The sequence below is a fragment of the Pseudoalteromonas sp. KS88 genome, assembly GCF_004766475.1.
GTDB lineage: Bacteria > Pseudomonadota > Gammaproteobacteria > Enterobacterales > Alteromonadaceae > Pseudoalteromonas.
The window spans coordinates 1-16,557 of sequence record NZ_PYHV01000039.1; the positions used below are offsets into that span (position 1 = coordinate 1).

18 protein-coding genes and 2 rRNA genes are annotated in these 16,557 nt (G+C 40.7%); 11 read left to right on the forward strand and 9 right to left on the reverse strand.

Annotation, left to right across the window (positions count from 1 at the left end; genetic code table 11):
• The 10 genes from C7Y70_RS19530 to C7Y70_RS20730 form a co-directional block, all read left to right on the forward strand.
• A 23S ribosomal RNA gene (locus C7Y70_RS19530) occupies positions 1-141 on the forward strand; the annotation flags it as partial.
• A gap of 199 nt (positions 142-340) precedes the next feature.
• A 5S ribosomal RNA gene (gene rrf, locus C7Y70_RS19535) occupies positions 341-455 on the forward strand.
• 370 nt (positions 456-825) lie between these two features.
• The gene (locus tag C7Y70_RS19540; protein WP_135476617.1) at positions 826-1,755 is read left to right on the forward strand and encodes a CHAD domain-containing protein; all 930 of its coding nucleotides are present in this window, start codon (positions 826-828) and stop codon (positions 1,753-1,755) included.
• Between the two features lie 37 nt (positions 1,756-1,792).
• On the forward strand, positions 1,793-2,692 hold the full coding sequence (locus C7Y70_RS19545; protein WP_135476619.1) for a DUF350 domain-containing protein: 900 nt from the start codon (positions 1,793-1,795) through the stop codon (positions 2,690-2,692).
• Between the two features lie 3 nt (positions 2,693-2,695).
• Positions 2,696-4,417, forward strand: coding sequence for a polyamine aminopropyltransferase (locus C7Y70_RS19550; RefSeq protein ID WP_135476621.1), 1,722 nt, complete (start codon positions 2,696-2,698; stop codon positions 4,415-4,417).
• Between the two features lie 80 nt (positions 4,418-4,497).
• Positions 4,498-4,911 (forward strand): DUF2170 family protein, encoded by a 414-nt coding sequence (locus C7Y70_RS19555; RefSeq protein WP_099297474.1) that lies wholly within the window; start codon positions 4,498-4,500, stop codon positions 4,909-4,911.
• Between the two features lie 58 nt (positions 4,912-4,969).
• A complete protein-coding gene (locus C7Y70_RS19560) occupies positions 4,970-5,662 on the forward strand; it encodes a PspA/IM30 family protein (protein WP_099297476.1) in 693 nt (230 codons plus the stop codon).
• A gap of 72 nt (positions 5,663-5,734) precedes the next feature.
• Positions 5,735-6,373, forward strand: a complete 639-nt coding sequence (locus C7Y70_RS19565) for a DUF4178 domain-containing protein (protein WP_135476623.1) — start codon at positions 5,735-5,737, stop codon at positions 6,371-6,373.
• Positions 6,370-6,687 (forward strand): hypothetical protein, encoded by a 318-nt coding sequence (locus C7Y70_RS19570; protein ID WP_099297480.1) that lies wholly within the window; start codon positions 6,370-6,372, stop codon positions 6,685-6,687. Before C7Y70_RS19565 ends, C7Y70_RS19570 begins: the two co-directional genes overlap by 4 nt.
• 69 nt (positions 6,688-6,756) lie before the next feature.
• Positions 6,757-6,942: a hypothetical protein gene (locus C7Y70_RS20730; RefSeq protein WP_099297482.1), complete on the forward strand. Its 186-nt coding sequence runs from the start codon at positions 6,757-6,759 to the stop codon at positions 6,940-6,942.
• Between the two features lie 19 nt (positions 6,943-6,961).
• Here the strand turns inward: C7Y70_RS20730 and C7Y70_RS19580 are convergent, their stop codons facing one another.
• From C7Y70_RS19580 to C7Y70_RS19600, 5 genes are all read right to left on the reverse strand, one after another.
• Positions 6,962-7,357 (reverse strand): hypothetical protein, encoded by a 396-nt coding sequence (locus C7Y70_RS19580; RefSeq protein WP_099297522.1) that lies wholly within the window; start codon positions 7,355-7,357, stop codon positions 6,962-6,964.
• Between the two features lie 10 nt (positions 7,358-7,367).
• Complete coding sequence (locus C7Y70_RS19585; RefSeq protein ID WP_135476625.1) at positions 7,368-7,841, reverse strand: hypothetical protein; 474 nt, start codon at positions 7,839-7,841, stop codon at positions 7,368-7,370.
• Between the two features lie 128 nt (positions 7,842-7,969).
• Complete coding sequence (locus C7Y70_RS19590) at positions 7,970-9,346, reverse strand: class II fumarate hydratase (protein WP_135476627.1); 1,377 nt, start codon at positions 9,344-9,346, stop codon at positions 7,970-7,972.
• Between the two features lie 8 nt (positions 9,347-9,354).
• Positions 9,355-9,720, reverse strand: coding sequence for a hypothetical protein (locus tag C7Y70_RS19595; protein ID WP_237114064.1), 366 nt, complete (start codon positions 9,718-9,720; stop codon positions 9,355-9,357).
• A 97-nt stretch (positions 9,721-9,817) separates the two neighbouring features.
• On the reverse strand, positions 9,818-10,000 hold the full coding sequence (locus C7Y70_RS19600; RefSeq protein WP_135476629.1) for a hypothetical protein: 183 nt from the start codon (positions 9,998-10,000) through the stop codon (positions 9,818-9,820).
• Between the two features lie 173 nt (positions 10,001-10,173).
• On the opposite strand from C7Y70_RS19600, the gene C7Y70_RS19605 reads away from it, so the two are divergent.
• Entirely contained in the window at positions 10,174-10,773 is a 600-nt protein-coding gene (locus C7Y70_RS19605; RefSeq protein ID WP_135476631.1) for a DUF938 domain-containing protein, read from the forward strand.
• Here the strand turns inward: C7Y70_RS19605 and C7Y70_RS19610 are convergent.
• The 4 genes from C7Y70_RS19610 to C7Y70_RS19625 all read right to left on the reverse strand — a co-directional run bounded on the left by C7Y70_RS19610 (position 10,757) and on the right by C7Y70_RS19625 (position 16,513).
• A complete protein-coding gene (locus C7Y70_RS19610; protein ID WP_135476633.1) occupies positions 10,757-11,899 on the reverse strand; it encodes a GNAT family N-acetyltransferase in 1,143 nt (380 codons plus the stop codon). The two genes, C7Y70_RS19605 and C7Y70_RS19610, sit on opposite strands and share 17 nt — an antisense overlap.
• Positions 11,900-11,908: 9 nt before the next feature.
• A complete protein-coding gene (locus C7Y70_RS19615; protein ID WP_135476635.1) occupies positions 11,909-13,276 on the reverse strand; it encodes an alpha/beta fold hydrolase in 1,368 nt (455 codons plus the stop codon).
• Positions 13,266-15,926 carry an ATP-binding protein gene (locus tag C7Y70_RS19620; RefSeq protein WP_245321609.1) on the reverse strand — a complete coding sequence of 887 codons (2,661 nt, stop codon included), beginning with the start codon at positions 15,924-15,926 and terminating at the stop codon, positions 13,266-13,268. The genes C7Y70_RS19615 and C7Y70_RS19620 overlap by 11 nt, the downstream gene beginning before the upstream one ends.
• Before the next feature lie 128 nt (positions 15,927-16,054).
• Entirely contained in the window at positions 16,055-16,513 is a 459-nt protein-coding gene (locus tag C7Y70_RS19625; protein ID WP_135476639.1) for an Lrp/AsnC family transcriptional regulator, read from the reverse strand.
• Between the last annotated feature and the right edge of the window lie 44 nt (positions 16,514-16,557).

A 16,557-nucleotide genomic window follows, 5' to 3' on the forward strand; every position in this document is an offset into this window, starting at 1 on the left:
AAGCAGGCCTCGAGAGGAGTGCTCACTAGAATTTTAAAGTCTCTGAAGGGCCGTTGAAGACTACAACGTTGATAGGCAAGATGTGGAAGCATGGTGACATGTTAAGCTAACTTGTACTAATTACCCGTGAGGCTTAACCATACAACGCCAAACGCGTTTTATGTGATAGTGAAACAAGCGAAGAAGTTAATATAACTAAAGTAGATACTTGAAGACTTTATTATCAGAAATTCCAAATTTATGAGGTGACTCTTAGCGCGTAGCGTTAACATTGAGGCACCTTGCGCAAAGGAAATGGTAGCACTACGTGCTTTGTCATTATTCCTTTGCACCTAATTTGCTTGGTGACAATAGCGTTTTGGACCCACCTGACCCCATGCCGAACTCAGTAGTGAAACGAAACAGCGCCGATGATAGTGTAGCATTTGTTATGTGAAAGTAGGTCATCGCCAGGCTCCAAATAAGAGAAACCCGTTACAGCGATGTGACGGGTTTTTTGTTGTCTGAAATAAAATTAGAGCTCTCAGCTTTAAGCCGTCAGCTATCAGCTGCACAGCGTCAACCTATACACCGTAGCGTGGGTTGAGTATTACGAAACCCACGGATAAAGAACGTCACGATCATCTCTGAGCACAAAGTACACATTTAAAAGAGCTTGCGCTTCCTTTTTGTTGATTGTATTCGAAACTCGCTCCCGCCCTAAAGAAATACAAACTTTCTACCTTTGATTTCTCTTAAATATTATCTTGTTGCAATTTCATTCTTGGTTTAATAACTGAGCTGTGTAAAACTAGCTTTGTTAATTTAGTAAATCAGGTGACATGAATGTCGGATATAAAAGCTTGGAAACTTATAAGCCTGTTTTGTTTGATAAGCTTGCTTATGGGCTGCCAGTCGAAAGAAGAGCAGTTGCAACAAACAATTCAACAATCTATAACCAAAGCCGAGGTTGAACTCGAAGGGCTCGGTAAAGCCTTGGATAATGGTTCAATTCGAAATGCTGTCTTATTGTCTGAATATGCTCGCATAATCAGCAATGAAAAACCTCAGTTATCGCAAATTGCTTCTGTAATGGCTCAAGATGCAACGAGAAATGGTGCGCTTTATACTGGCTTGCAGCAACGCTTAGCAGATATTAAAAACACCCACCTTATACCGCCCTACGAAGAAACATTGCGAAACTTAGATCTATTAAGGGATGCGGCAAAACCCACACTGTTTTCTGACGCATTAACTGATCCTATTAACATGCTAGCGGATATGTCAGGTGGCTCACTTGCCCGTGTTGGGGCAATAAGCCAGCAAGCAGAAGGTCCTGGTGAAGGAAACCAACTTGTTGGTAATCCTAACTATGGTAGCTGGCAGACGAATAGCAATGGTATGAGCTTTTGGGCTTGGTATGGTATGTATCGTATCTTGGGTGATGTGTTCGACCGAGTTGAATACGGCAGTTGGAGTAAACGCCGAAAATACAGTTACTACAATGACTATGGCCGTGCACGTTATACCAGTCCTAAACAAATGAAAGCACAAACAGCTGTTGAAACAAGAACTCGCCAATCTTATTCGCGCCAGGGAAAGCAGTTTACAAGCCCGTATGCTACAAAAAAAACAGGCGCTTCAGGACTTAGCCGAAGTAGTTACACCCCACCAAAAAGTAGAAGCAGCTATTCCAAGAGTAGCTACAGTAAAAGTTCAGGGTCTGTAAGAAATAGTGGTAGTCGAACTTCGCGTGGAATAAGCCGTGGTAAATAACCAGACTGTAAAGAATTAGTGTTGGAGTTAAAAGAATATGTACGAATTTAATGGAATAACTATGTGGTCACTACAAGCGCTCGCAATTGATTTTGCAATCATTATCGCTTTGTTTGTTAGTCTAAAATTTATAAAAGGTTGGGTGTCTAACCTACATGCAAATGATGAAATTACAGAGCGCGATAACTTTGCCTTCGGTATTAGTTTTGCAGCAGGTCTAGTTGCTTTAGCAATTGTTCTTACTGGTGTCAGTAGTGGTGCATTTGCACCAACGTTGCATCAAGAAGCGCTGCAAATGGGGGCATATGGTTTATTAGCGATAGTGCTCATAAAGCTTGGCCACTTCTTTCAAGATAAAGTCGCGTTACGTAAGGTCAGCTTGCATGATGAAATAGTGAAAGGGAATGCAACAGCAGCCTTGATCGACTTTGGCCATGTGGTTAGTGTGGCAATTGTTATCCGCTCAGCTTTATTTTGGGTTGCAACAGAGGGCTGGTACGGTTTACCAATTGTTATAGCAGCATTTATTATTGGCAGTGTTGTTTTGTTGCTTGTCAGCCAGTATCGCGTGCAATTATTTAAACGCACAAATCGCAGTGGCGACTGCCTTCAACAAGCGGTTATTGACGGTAATTTAGCGGTGGGTATACGTTATGCGGGTTTCTTAATTGGTAGTGCACTCGCTATTACAGCAGCATCTGGCGTTGCGCCTTATGTTGCCGATAGTATTAATGCTAGCCTTATGTATTGGGCACTGAGTGCTGTGATATGTGTTATTGTATTTATCTTACTTCATTTAATTACAATAAAGATTATTCTTTCGGGTTGTGATATTTCAGATGAAGTCAATCGTCAAAAGAATGTTGGTGTAGCCACTATTTCAGCCGCAATATCATTTGCTGTTGGTGTCACTATGGCTACGTTATTAGGCGCATAAGATTTGTCACACACAACAACGGCCCCGAGTAAGAACTCCTTACTTGGGCATGATTTTTTATTGATAACTGTTATGGCTGTACTCGCTGGGTGCGGCCTTATTTATGAATATCTCTTATCACATTATGCAGGACGTGTTTTAGGTTCTGTCGAAAGTGCCATTTATGCCATGATTGGCACAATGATCGTCGCTATGGGGATCGGTGCTTTTCTGGCTCGTTGGTTTAAAGACGCGTTCACCGCTTTTGCATGGCTTGAGGGTATTATTGCCTTGGTGGGGATGGGATGTATTTTAGCGATTGCGAGTGTGATTGCCGTCAGTTACTCATTACCATATATCTTTTCACAGATCTTTAACTTACCTGCAGATACAGTGCTTAATGGCTATGTATTTCAAAAGTTACAAGAGTGGTCGCGTTTTCTCCCATATGTGTTCGGTTTGTTACTCGGCTTATTAATCGGCATGGAGATCCCGCTAATTGCCCGTATACGCCAACAAGTATATGGGCGGTTTTTAGAAAATAATGCAGGCACAATTTATGGGGCTGACTATATAGGTGCAGGTATTGGCGCAGCTATTTGGGTGAGTATTATGCTCGCGATGCCCATTATGCAAGCGGCTGCTTGGACCGCCTTATTTAATATTGTCGCGGGTTTAGCATTTTTGTGGCGCTATCACAGCCATGTCCGTTTTGCTAAATTGCTGCTTGTTTGTCACCTCGCGTTATTGGTTTTATTTGGCTTTATATTAGTGCTTGGCAGTAGCTGGATGAAAGACTTAAGTAACGTGCTTTATAAAGATAAAGTGATTTATTCTGAGGCGACAAAATACCAGCACCTGGTATTAACGGAGCGACTAAGCCGCAACCAACCTGAACCGATTACTGACTTATACCTAAATGGTCGTTTACAGTTCTCCAGCATCGATGAACAAATTTATCACTCTATGTTGGTTTACCCTGCTTTACTGGCCTCTAATCGTCATGATGACGTTTTGATAGTGGGTGGCGGTGATGGGCTTGCCATGCGCGACGTATTTAAATGGCCAGTGAAAGAGGTCACGTTAATCGACTTAGATGGCCAGTTACTTAACTTATTTGGCCATAAAAGTGACGAGTTTCAAGCGCCTGTTGAAATAGTTAAGCGATTGACTAAGCTCAATGCAAACGCGATGAGTGATCCTAGAGCTAACGTGATTGTAGGCGATGCATTTATAGAGGTTGAGCGGTTGCTTGATCAAGGGAAGCGCTTCGATACTATTATTATCGACCTGCCTGATCCAAATCACCCTGACCTAAATAAAATGTACAGCGACTATTTTTATAACCATATTCGTCAACTGCTTGCTCCTGATGGTGCGATGGCAGTGCAATCAACATCACCTTACCACGCAAAAAAGGCATTTTTGAGTATTGGAAAAACAGTCAAAGCGGCTGGGTTTAAACATGTCGAACAGTATCAGCAAAATATCCCTTCTTTTGGCCAGTGGGGATGGACTATAGCAACGACTCGTGGGCAATCAGCCAGCGCGCGGATCAATGATGTTGTTAACTTGTCTGTAGATTCTCGATGGGCAAGTAAAGAATATTTATTGGCAGCATTTGTGTTTCCAAACTATTATTTTGAACAAATAAATAATATAGAAGTCAATAGATTAGGGTCTGGCACACTATATGATTATTATCGCAGTGCATGGCAAGAAGAAAGCGAACTGTATAAAAATTGATAAAACATGGTTGACATAATATGTCGGTCGTGCGAATCTTAACTCAGACATAATATGTCAAATGACAAAAAGGCAGAGACATGGAATTAAACGAACTTTCAATAAAACTAGCATCTTTTGAAACTGAAGGCGCTAACTTTGAATCTTTCTTGATAGCCAATCCAGGCGAGCAAGATGTGTTACAAGTCATTGTTGATGGAAATGATGAACTTCCAATTTTTGTTACGCAAACACAAGAGCAATTGCTTTGTATTAGCTACTTGTTTGCAGATGACGAAGTAAAACCTGATTTACGAAACGAGCTAAACGAAACATTACTACGTTTAAATGTACCGATTCCATTGAGTGCATTTGCCAAAATTGATAACAAGTACGCAATTTTTGGTGCCTTGTCGGTAAATTCGTCATTTGATGACATTACCCATGAGTTAGTAACGTTAGCCGATAACGCAATTGATGCCCTAGAAGCTGTGACCTTGTACTTGAATGATTAATACCTTATTTATCAGTGCGATGAGATAGCAGCAAGTTCTATTAAGTGGAGTTAAGATTATGAGTATATTAAAAAAGTTATTTACAGCAGTTCGTGGCGGTGCACGTGAAGCCGGTGAAGCAATCGTTGATGCAAATGGTATCCGTATTTTTGAGCAAGAAATCGCGGATGCGCAAAATGCATTACAACGTGCAAAGAAAAGCCTAACTGAAGTAATGGCAAAAGAAATGCAAACTAAGCGTTCATTAAGCGCCCTAGATGCGTCGATAGCTGAGCACGAAGCTTATGCTGGCCAAGCACTTGAAAAAGGCAATGAAGCGCTTGCTTTAGAAATTGCTGAGAAAATTGGTGATTTCGAAAATGAAAAAGCTGAGCACGAGCAAGTGCTTGCTGGTTTTAGCAACCACATCGTAACTTTAAAGCAGCAAGTTAAAGATGCCGAAAAGTCGATCAAAGAAAACCAACGCCAGCTTACAATGGTGAAAACCACTGAAAGCGTGCAACAAGCTACTATGGCTGTTAATAGCACGCTTAATACAAATAGTTCGTCGATGACAAATGCACGTCAGTCGCTTGAGCGTATTAAGCAACGTCAGCAAGATCGTAGCGATCAACTTGGTGCTGCAAAAGAGCTTGAAGCAGAAACAAGTGGCGGCGATTTAAAAGCTAAAATGGCTGAAGCGGGTATTGGCGATAGCAGCCCAAAAAGCGCGGATATCTTAGCGCGTATTAAAGCTAAGCAAAACGGCTAACCCTTATTCACACTTTTTTAAAAAGGTAACGTTGCATCATGCCCGTTACCTTTTTTGCTTAAGAGGCACTCTATGTTTAATTTCTTTAAATCTAAAAAAGCGCCAGAACGTCAATTGACTCATGCTAGCGATCTAAAAAAAGGCGATATGCTGAGTATTATTGACTCATTTGCTTATCCAAGCTGGTTAAAAGGTCAAACTGTGCGTGTGATTGATGTGCAAACTTATCAATATCAGCACAGCAGTGATACTGAGTTCGTATTAGAGACAAACAGTGGGCAAGTTGTATTTTTACAAATTGAAATGGAAGATGGCGAGCAGTGGGCTAATTTCTCAATAAAAATTCAACGTGATGAGGTAGATGATATTTTTACCCTCGATGAGTTTGCCCGTATTTTTGACGAAGAGTCTTTAACTTTTATAGAAGTTAAGAATACACCTGAGCGCTTTATGCAGTTTTTAGGTAAAAGTTACCAGCAAAGTGAATCGCCATACGTTTGCTATTTCCATAAGCAAGATTATCGTAAGCAACCACTGCCTCGGTATGAGCAAGAAGGGGGTGAACCCTGTGAAATGATATGCCTAGCCTCTGACGACGAAAGCCACAGTCTGAACATTGAGATTTGGGATGGTGGTGAAACAGAAGTCTCACTTACACTGACCAGACCTATATCTGATATTGTGGACTTATTCCCAGGAGATGCACAGTGAGTGACGCGAAGGCTAAATGGCAGCGCCAAGAACAAGCCGTAAGGGCGACGCAAATGGCCTTTGATTTAAGCAGTGAAGTACAAAAATCTATAAAAAAGCAGGCGATAGATCAGGAGTTAACACCTTCAGATATGATCCGCAAAATTTTAGCGCTCGATGTTAAATCAAAAAAGACTCGTCAACGATTGTCATTTAATCTTAATGATGAGGAAATAGGGTTACTTGCACAGCGATTTGGTGTGCCAGCAGATGACAAGCGAGCAGTTAAGCAGCAAGTGGCTGAGTTGCTTATCGCTTACAGCAATAAAAAATAACCACAATTTTGCCTTCTTAAAGTTAAGCCCTTACACTGAGGGCTTCATTCCTATAAAAAATGGGTCGCTGTGAATATCGTTTTAATCGCTTACCTAATTATTTTTGCTTTGTTCGGTACTGCCGCAAGTTATTTTGTGCGATTTATTTATGCGTATTGGATAAAGAAAGAAATGCCAATGCAGCATATCTTTAAAGCAGGGGTGTGTATTATTGGAGTGTTAATCATATCTGCGCTAATCCCATTTCTGGTTTAGCGCATAGGTTGTTAGTTGATTATTTTATTTCGAATGCCTGGCATTGCTTGTCAATACATAAGGCTTGCACAGGTAAAACCGGTGAGCAATCGCTCGCACCACTAGCTTGATTATCAAGTATTTCTTGCTCAGTTACTTGTTGAGCTAGCTGCTCTGCAGCTTCTTGCTCAGTGTTTAAAGCAGAGTATACTAAGTATTTGCTAGGCCCGCCGCATGCCCGTTGACCTACTTCAAGAACCTTACACTGAAAACTCGCTGTACAGCTGGTATCTTCAACTAGTTTAGATAATGCATTGTTCGCTTTAGATAAACTTACTGAGCCTGATGAACTTGTATCAAATGTACTTTCACAGCCGGTAGTAATAAATAGGCCAGCTGCAATTGCCAGCGCTTTAGAATATGAAACGCACTTCATATTAATTCCTTTAATAAACACTTGTTGCATTACCAGCAACTTTAACACATTTATTGCTAGTACACTGTGTAGCAGGTGCAGTTAAATGTTGGCAAATACTGACCATACCTGTTTGAGCGTTAAATTGGCTTTCTAGAGTCGTAATCTGTTTTGCTGCTTGTTCAACCTTTTGACTATCGTTATTTTTGGTTGAAAAAACAAGGTAGCTGCTTGGTCCACCGCACGCTCTGCTCCCAACAGGCAATACTTTGCATTGTTTACTCGTATCACAGCTAAGATCTTCGGTGAGGGTTTTTAATTGTTTATGAGCTGCCTGAATTGCTTCTCTCGAAACGGCTTTGTTTTTATCACCTATAGCCACTGCCTGACTATTTTTGGTCAAAGTAGAGGGAGCTGGTTTTAATTGCTCTGCTTCTGGTGTTGCAGCGTCCGAGCAGCCAACAATAAAAAGAGATAACACAACAACACATAATGAAAAGCGCATAACGAACCTTTATAGTGATTAACAAGTAATCACTATCATACACTTTGCACATAACACAGCAATAAAAACTATTACATTCAAAAAGGTAAACCCGTTACTTAAATAAAGTAACGGGTTTCATAGGTAGGTTATAAACCGCCTTGGGTTAGCTTGGTTGGATTAAGTAACTCTTCCAAATCAGCGCGAGAGAGCTGGGTTTCTTGCTCTGCTACATCAATGATCGGCTGACCACTTTGATACGCTTGCTTGGCAATTTTAGCTGCTTTTGCATAGCCGATAACCGGGTTTAAGGCCGTGACTAAAATTGGGTTCTTGGCCAAGGCTTTGTCAATATTTGGCTGATTGACCTTAAACGTGCGAATGGCTTTATCCGCTAATGCGCGGCTACTATTTGCCAGTAACTCGATACTTTGCAAAATATTATAGGCGATGACTGGCAGCATGACATTAAGCTCAAAGTTTCCAGATTGCCCTGCTACGGTAATAGTCGCGTCATTACCAATCACTTGTGCACTTACCATTGCTGCTGCTTCTGGGATCACCGGGTTAACTTTACCAGGCATAATCGAAGAGCCCGGTTGTAATGCTTCAAGCTCAATTTCGCCTAGCCCGGCGAGTGGTCCTGAGTTCATCCAGCGCAAATCATTAGCTATTTTCATTTGTGCCACAGCAAGTACTTTTAATTGCCCAGATAATGAAACAATGGCGTCTTGTGAGCCAATGTTATAAAAAAAGTTTTTACTGGGGGTAAAACGTATGCCTACGTTGGTGCTTAAGTTTTTACAAAACAGCTCAGCAAACTGGGGATCTGCATTGACCCCTGTGCCCACAGCAGTCCCGCCTTGGGCAAGCGCTGACACGCCATCTAAGCTATGGCGAATAGCCGCCATTGCGGTATCAACTTGATATTGCCAAGTATTGAGAGATTGGCTAAAAGTAACAGGCATTGCATCCATTAGGTGAGTACGGCCTGTTTTTACTATATCGCCTACTTCAGATTTCTTACGCTCTAGCATCTGTGATAGCTGATCAAGGGCTGGAAACAGCTCATAAACAACATTAATCACACTGCTTACGGCGATGGTCGTTGGGATCACATCATTTGAACTTTGACCCATATTCACATCATCATTTGGGTGAATTAGGTCATCATTGTAACGACTTGCAAGTGTTGCAATGACCTCGTTAGCATTCATATTGGTGCTGGTGCCAGAGCCAGTTTGAAAAACATCAATCGGAAAATGATCTATATGTTGGCCATCAATTATTTCTTGGCAGGCACGCTCTATTGCTAGGGCTTTTTGTTTGTCTAAATGGCCAAGTTCACAGTTACTTTGAGCCGCAGCTTGTTTAACGTACGCCAGTGCCGTAATAAATTGTTTTGGCATGGTTAAACCACTAATACTAAAGTTATTAACCGCACGCTGGGTTTGTGCTTGATAAAGTGCATCTACTGGTACTTGAAGTTCGCCCATGCTATCGGTTTCAGTTCTATACTCGCTCATAAAAGCTCCTAAAAAGGGTTGAATTCGTGACTGAGAATACGTGCTTCTCGTTCAAGGATAAGATATTTTTCGTTACCGTTATGGGTTCTATAAAAACGTTTTAACGCCAATAAGGGTTTGTATAGTTGCTCTGAACATTGCTTACGTATTGCGCAATGAATTAAAGAATCGCACATTTTATTAATAATTTCATGGAAAGTGCGTCTTAGATAGAGTTCTTGGAGCAAGATACTTTTGCTTTTTTCGTAGTAGCGTGCGGCATTGAGGCCTGCTTCAATATAGCTTGCAACTAAAGCGGGGGCATGTAGTCCTGGACGTTGGCAAATACACTTCATTTGCTGTTGATAATAAAGCATTGCTTGGTGTTCGTGCATAATAAGACCGGATTACTGTAACGATAATAGTTATCATTACAGTAATCCGGTCTTGGTGCAAGTTTGAATACGTAAAACTTGCCAAAAGTTTATGATATTAGTTGTAGCCAAGGATGAAAATTTGATCTGTTTCATGTTCTTTTAGGCTCTTCTTCAGCTTGTTAGATTGCGACAATAAATCAATGACTGTTGCTCGTTCATCACATGTTGCTTTGTTGCTATCTGCTTTTTCGCTTGCTGTGATAGCAGCGTCAAGTGCATTAAATTTAGATACATACATGGTATTCTCCTAGCTGTTGGTTCAATAATACTGTTGCATAAGCTATACCAATTTTTATTATTCTTATAATTACATGATAATTAAAGCTTTATTTTTATATGACTGTTTTGCAAAGACAAGCGTCATGAATTTTGCTTTACTATTGTGCAAATGGCTCTAGTTTTGGTGCGTATATGAAAGCGAATAAACCTTTTTCTCAAGCTTGTGAAAACAATAAAGAACCCATTTTAGCGGTATTAAAAGCTTGTTTTAATAATAGTAAACACGTTTTAGAAGTGGGTTCAGGTACAGGGCAGCACAGTGTGCATTTTGCGATGCATTTAGCACATTTAGAGTGGCAAACTAGCGATAGATTAATCAATCATAGCGGTATTCAACAATGGATTGATGAGGCGCAATTGAGCAATCTACATGCGCCGCTAACACTGGATTTAAACCATGCTTGGCCAATTAATCGTGTGGATGCTATTTATACTGCTAATACGCTACACATTATTAGTTGGGCTTTGGTTGAATTATTTTTTGAAGGCATTAAACGCCATTTAGCCCCCAAGGGAATTGTCTGCATTTATGGGCCTTTTAAATATCAAGGTCAGTATACGAGTGAAAGCAATCAGCGTTTTGATGGTTTTTTGAAAGACCAGGATAGCGAAAGTGGTATTCGTGACTTTGAAAAAATAGTAACGCTTGCTGAACGAGTTGGGCTAACACTGCTTGAAGATAATAAAATGCCGGCAAACAACCAGCTCTTAGTCTTCAAGCGTCACGCTTAAACGGCAGTAGTGATTTACAATGCTGCTGATAAGCTGTTGTGTGTAGGTGCTCTCGCTTTAAAAAGTCTGCAATTGCGTGGCTAAAGTCTTTATTGATAATTGTGTGGAGCGAGTGCGTAAATACTGGTTCAAAGCCTCGGGCTATCTTGTGTTCACCCTGTGCGCCGGAATGAAAACAGTGCAGCTGGTTGGCAATACAGTACTCAATACCTTGGTAATAACATAGTTCGAAATGTAAACAATCTATTTCATCTACTGCCCCCCAATATCGACCATATAAGGTATTTTCGCTTTTAAAGCTTAAAGTAGCAGCAACCACATGGTCATCAAGATAGGCTTGCATAATGACAAGCTTATCAGCCATTAATGCATGTAATAAAATAAAAAACTCATGATTTAAATAGCCCATATGACCTGAACGTTTTAAATATGTGCGTTGATAAAATTCACAAAACTGGCTCATTACAGCACTATTGATTTGATCGCCTTGTAACCACTTTATGGTGATATTTTGTTGCGCAATTTTGTTTCGTTCTTTCTTTACGGTTTTACGTTTACGGGCATTTAAGCTTTGTAAAAAGTCAGAGAAATTGTCATACCCACGGTTAAACCATTGGAACTGTACGCCTGTCCGTGGCATGGCGTTATGCCCAGTAAATAATTCTGTTTGTTGCTTAGGGCAGAAATTTATATGCCAGCCAGACCAACCATGCACTTGGCACTGTTGGTTGAGTACCTCACTTATATAGTCTGCTATAGACTCTGGTTGTGAATGGTGAATAGCGACTCTTTCGCCTTCAACGGGACTAAAAGGCGAGCCACATAGCCATTTAGGATAATAAGCTATGCCATGCTGTTGATACGCTTCAGCCCAAGCCCAATCAAACACGTATTCACCATAGGAGTGGCTTTTTAAATAACCTGGGGCAAGTGCAATAATGTGTTGATTCTCATAAATAACTAAATGTAATGGCTGCCAACCAGTGGCTTCACAGGTACTTTGGCTTTGCTCTAGCGCGTATAAAAATGCGTGATCGGTAAAAGGATTGTCACCAAAAAAACGAGCCCACACCTTGGCATCTAGATCACTAATACTGGTAAACCACTGATGGCTAAAACTTGACATATTAAGGCTCTATTTTTGTTCAATAGCGTTTAAAAACTGTGTTATCTGACTACTTAGCTCATTAAAATAAGGGTTAAATGTTAAACGTTGAAAGGGCTGGAAACGAGCTACATTATCTGCTGTTCGTTCACCGAGGGTCGTTTGCGCGGTTGTTTTACATAGTGTGTAAAGGGATTCATCATCGAGGTAACTGCCACAGTTACGATAGGTTGCGTTTATACCATAATGGGGGTTATTAGGTGAGTTTACGACTGCGATATGCGATATCCCTTGAATATCTTTGCAGTCGCTAGAACGACATTGTGGGTTATGAATTGTGTAACTGTCAGGAAAGTAATCCGGTATTATATTTTTGTCGCCATAGAGCACTAAAGTATCGGGGCTGCCCGTATTGTGGGGGCTTATTTTATGCAGAGCCGAGAGTAGCGCGAACGTGGCTTTACTATCTATAGTGGTATCAATATCACTTAAGGCAGTAAAAACAGGGATAGCAGGAAACCTGCGTTGCGCTAAATTATTTACTGCAATGGTGCTCATTGCATCATCAGCCGCAGCTGCTGCATTCCAAGGGAAAGACTCATATTTGGCGAAATCTATATCAGCATCTTCGTCAATCCAATTAACAAAGGGGATTAAATCAATCCACTTGGCTGCCCAACCATTTTTATTATGTGGCTCGCTGGCAGGAGAGAATAGCATTAAAGCCTTAACTCTTTCATTTACGGGGTGAGTTGTTAAGTAATTAATGAGTAGCGCGGCACCGGTAGAGTACCCGCCTAATACGACATGCTTATAGTCTTTTAGGGTTCGATTTATAGCGTAGTCAGTGGCTTGCTGCCATTGCTGAGCATTAACGTCTTTCAATGCATCAGGGGCTGTGCCGTGACCAGGTAAAAGGAGCGTTCTAACGGTGTAGCCTTGTTGGAAGTAAGTTTGCGCTAAATCATGGTATGTAAACGGTGAATCAGTTAAGCCATGCAGCAGTAAAACAGCCTTTTGGTTATCTGGTTGGCGAAGTTCGAAAGGGGCAACAAGGTCGGCTATATTGGATTTTTCGGGTCGTGAACCTTGCTTCACCAGTTGTTTATAGGTTGTTGTCGATAATGGGCATGGCATGGCCGCACGTGGATTACTGTGCAATATATGTTGATAAGCAAAATCTAAGTAATCATTAAAGCTGGTATCAGAGTGATATGCAAAATTATGCTCTGAGGGCGTATTTTGAAATCGTAAGAGGCCCTGGCTTTTGCTGCTAATAATAAAATCGAGATCCGTTAATTGGCTCACGCAATTTACACTCGTCGCAGCAAATGCAGACACACTAAAACAAATTGAGGCGAAAAAGCTAAATAAGCTAATAGTGTTTTTAATCTTCATTATTAATAACATAATAAGTTAAGCATTCGGCTAGCTTAGCGAGATCGAGAGGTTTTGCAAGGTGTTGATTAAAACCAATTGCTAATGCATGAGCTTTATCTTGCGGCATTACGTCTGCAGTGAGGGCAACAATGGGCAGCTCATCAGCATCTTTAAATTGACGAATATTAATGGTTGCTTGATAACCGTCCATGACAGGCATTTGGCAGTCCATCAAAACTAAATCAACGTGATTATTTTTCACGTGCTCAACGGCAAGTTCACCATTTTCAACAAGCGTAGGTTTGATGCCTAAAGAATCAAGCATCGTCTTTATAACCATTTGGTTTATTTTGTTATCTTCAGCGACAAGGATGGTTAGTTGGCTTAAATCTACCTGCTCATTAAGGCGTTCGGGTGCTTTTTGTGCTGGTTTGGTGTTAAGTTCAACAGTAAAGGTAAAGTTTGAGCCTTTATTCTCTTCGCTTTGTAAGGTGATATCGCCATGCATTAACAAGCTAAGCTCTTTAGCTATTGTTAGCCCTAAGCCTGTTCCACCAAAACGACGAGACGTTGAATCATCTGCTTGGGTAAAAGCATCAAATAAGTTTGCCTGAATAGAGGGGGGGATACCCACACCTGTATCGACCACACTAAACGAAATAAGTCGTTTTTCATCTGATCTCTCTAGTGCTAATACCGTCAGCGTAACCTGCCCTTGGTGGGTAAATTTAATCGCGTTGCTGCATAGGTTTAGCAAGACTTGTTCAATGCGTAATTCATCCCCTTCAAACCAAGTATCATCAGTTAACTGGTTATCAACACGCCACTCAATTCCTTTGTGCTTAGCCATTTGCTTGAACATGCTATCAAGGCGCTTTAATAATGCATTTAAATCAAATGGTCGTTGCTCTAAAACCAGCTTTTGCGATTCAATTTTTGAGATATCAAGTACGTCGTTAACAAGAGTAAGCAACGACTTTGAGGCCAGGTTAATTTGTTCAATATAGTGCAGGAGCGTTGAGGTATCGTCACCTTTATTTGCAAGACTTGAAAAGCCAATAACAGCGTTTAAAGGGGTGCGGATCTCATGACTCATATTCGCTAAAAACCGACTTTTCGCTTTATTGGCTTCATCGGACTGCTTTTTAGCACTCTCGAGTGAGCGGGTTCGCTCACTCACCAAGCGAGAAAGTGCAATATGTTGGTGGTTAAACAGCAAAAGCACCAATAAAATAAGGCTACATACGACAACTTGTAATACCAAAAGCAATAAGGTGAATTGATTGGTTTGATGCGGAATGAATTCATCTTTTATCGTTAAATCAATGAACCACTTTTGACTTGAAAAATTAATTGTTATCGTGGTTAGCTGCGGGTTTTTCGTCGAGGTTTGTTGGGCATTACTAAAAAATGGATTCTGAATTTGATCTTGATACATAGTGATGTCAAACATGGCAAGCTGCTCGTGTGAAATGGCTTGCTTTATAATGCTTTCAACCAAAAAGACGCCAGTTGCGTAGCCTTCAATTTTTGCACCATCATTGCTGTGATGATACACCGGAGCAAACAACAAGTAGGCAGGTTCGGGAGTTGTTGTTTGCACTAATTGAATTATTTTAGTGCTAACAGGTTGGTATTTTATACTGGGGTCAAGCAGTGTTGTGCGCCTGTCGGCACGCGAATACACATTAAAACCAAGTGCCGATTGGTTTGTTTTAAGCGGGTTTATGTACTTAACCACGACTAATGGTTCGGTAGCGGTTTGTGGTGAGCCCTTGATTTTTATATCTGTGCTATAAATGTCACGCATTTGTTGGGTGAAGGCGGGAATATCATCTTGAGTGATTTTTTCATTCCAAGAAAGCGCTTTAATATAAGTGTTTTGTGCGAGTAGCTCAGATGTATAGCTAACGAATTCTCGTTGATCTAAAGTTGGCCTAGACTGAATTAAACTCGCTAAACTTTGCACAGCAACTTGGCTGTGACTTAAGTGACGCAATAAGCTATTTTCAATGACTGAGGCTTCTCTTGTTGCGATTTGCAGAGCATTAGAGCTGCTTTTTTCATTATAAAGCTTTGTAGTTGCTGCAACAGATAAAAATAATACAAGGCATACCGCAATGGTTGGAAAAGGAGCAACATGGTATTGCTGATGCTTTGGTTGGATAAGCGCTAATAATAGGGGAGTAGCAATTAGTACACCTAGTGTATCTCCTAACCACCAATATAAAACATTCCGCCAATGGTTTTCACTGCTGTAAGCAGGGTTAAATTCCGATAATGCATAAACGCCAATGTTTGCTGATAATAAGCTAACAATAAAGCCAACAATAAGAATAAAGTAAATAATGGACTTTCTGGTTTTAAGATATAAAGGGTGGCCCAGCCAATATTTTAATAATGCCGCTCCGGTAAGTGCTTGCAATACCGCTCCAAGACCAATAAGCGTCACTTCCTTTTGAGTGCTGCCAATTAGTACATCTTGAGCAAGCGGATTATCGCCGATGCTGAGATTAAAGAACACGGAGGCGAGAAAAAGCGCAGGCACGAAGCGCCACCACCAAATAAAGCAACCAACAAGTGCGATACCAGCGGGTAACCAAATTGGGATAACTTGTGACTGAAAAGCAAAAGCGGTGAGTAGCTTCCCTGAGTATAAATAAGCCATGGCAAAAAGAACGTAAAAACAACACGAACTTATTTTCGTCTGGAAAACGTTTACCTGCATTGTGCTATATTCCTTTATTATTCTTATTTTAGTATAACTGAATTGCTAAAAGGCGGATTCTCTACTCTTTATAAAGGTAGCCGCTTTTTGCTAAATGTTTGCTTTAATACCACGGTGGATTCAATATTAGCAATACAATCGATACTGCCTAGGTTAAATTTAACAAAGTGTTCATAGCTTTCTAGATCTGTCGCCACTATTTTTAGTAAATAGTCGTAGCTGCCAGATATTACAGAGCACTCTAAAATATGATCAAACTTGTTGGCTTGCATCTCAAATGTATTCGCTGCTGCGACTGAGTTTTGACTTAAGCGTACAAATGCATATACCAGCACATTCAGCCCCACGCTTTTGGGGTTAATTGCAGCATGATAACCACTAATAACGCCTGTGCTCTCAAGCTTTTTTATTCTTCTTAAGCAAGGCGTATCGGACAAGCTAATATCACTTGCCAGCTGTGAGACCGCGTAGCGGGCATTTTCTTGCAAATGCATAATGATTTGATGATCTTTTTTATCTAAATTCATAAAACTTAGCGTCAACTATTATTTGTGTGCATGTTTTGAGTGAT

Excerpts from the sequence above, each read along its gene's own strand:
- C7Y70_RS19540 (WP_135476617.1), top strand. The coding sequence starts at position 826 with ATGTCGGATATAAAAGCTTGGAAACTTATAAGCCTGTTTTGTTTGATA.
- C7Y70_RS19545 (WP_135476619.1), top strand. The coding sequence starts at position 1,793 with ATGTACGAATTTAATGGAATAACTATGTGGTCACTACAAGCGCTCGCA.
- C7Y70_RS19555 (WP_099297474.1), top strand. The coding sequence starts at position 4,498 with ATGGAATTAAACGAACTTTCAATAAAACTAGCATCTTTTGAAACTGAA.
- C7Y70_RS19560 (WP_099297476.1), top strand. The coding sequence starts at position 4,970 with ATGAGTATATTAAAAAAGTTATTTACAGCAGTTCGTGGCGGTGCACGT.
- C7Y70_RS19565 (WP_135476623.1), top strand. The coding sequence starts at position 5,735 with ATGTTTAATTTCTTTAAATCTAAAAAAGCGCCAGAACGTCAATTGACT.
- C7Y70_RS19580 (WP_099297522.1), bottom strand. The coding sequence starts at position 7,357 with ATGAAGTGCGTTTCATATTCTAAAGCGCTGGCAATTGCAGCTGGCCTA.
- C7Y70_RS19585 (WP_135476625.1), bottom strand. The coding sequence starts at position 7,841 with ATGCGCTTTTCATTATGTGTTGTTGTGTTATCTCTTTTTATTGTTGGC.
- C7Y70_RS19590 (WP_135476627.1), bottom strand. The coding sequence starts at position 9,346 with ATGAGCGAGTATAGAACTGAAACCGATAGCATGGGCGAACTTCAAGTA.
- C7Y70_RS19595 (WP_237114064.1), bottom strand. The coding sequence starts at position 9,720 with ATGCACGAACACCAAGCAATGCTTTATTATCAACAGCAAATGAAGTGT.
- C7Y70_RS19600 (WP_135476629.1), bottom strand. The coding sequence starts at position 10,000 with ATGTATGTATCTAAATTTAATGCACTTGACGCTGCTATCACAGCAAGC.
- C7Y70_RS19605 (WP_135476631.1), top strand. The coding sequence starts at position 10,174 with ATGAAAGCGAATAAACCTTTTTCTCAAGCTTGTGAAAACAATAAAGAA.
- C7Y70_RS19610 (WP_135476633.1), bottom strand. The coding sequence starts at position 11,899 with ATGTCAAGTTTTAGCCATCAGTGGTTTACCAGTATTAGTGATCTAGAT.
- C7Y70_RS19615 (WP_135476635.1), bottom strand. The coding sequence starts at position 13,276 with ATGAAGATTAAAAACACTATTAGCTTATTTAGCTTTTTCGCCTCAATT.
- C7Y70_RS19620 (WP_245321609.1), bottom strand. The coding sequence starts at position 15,926 with ATGGCTTATTTATACTCAGGGAAGCTACTCACCGCTTTTGCTTTTCAG.
- C7Y70_RS19625 (WP_135476639.1), bottom strand. The coding sequence starts at position 16,513 with ATGAATTTAGATAAAAAAGATCATCAAATCATTATGCATTTGCAAGAA.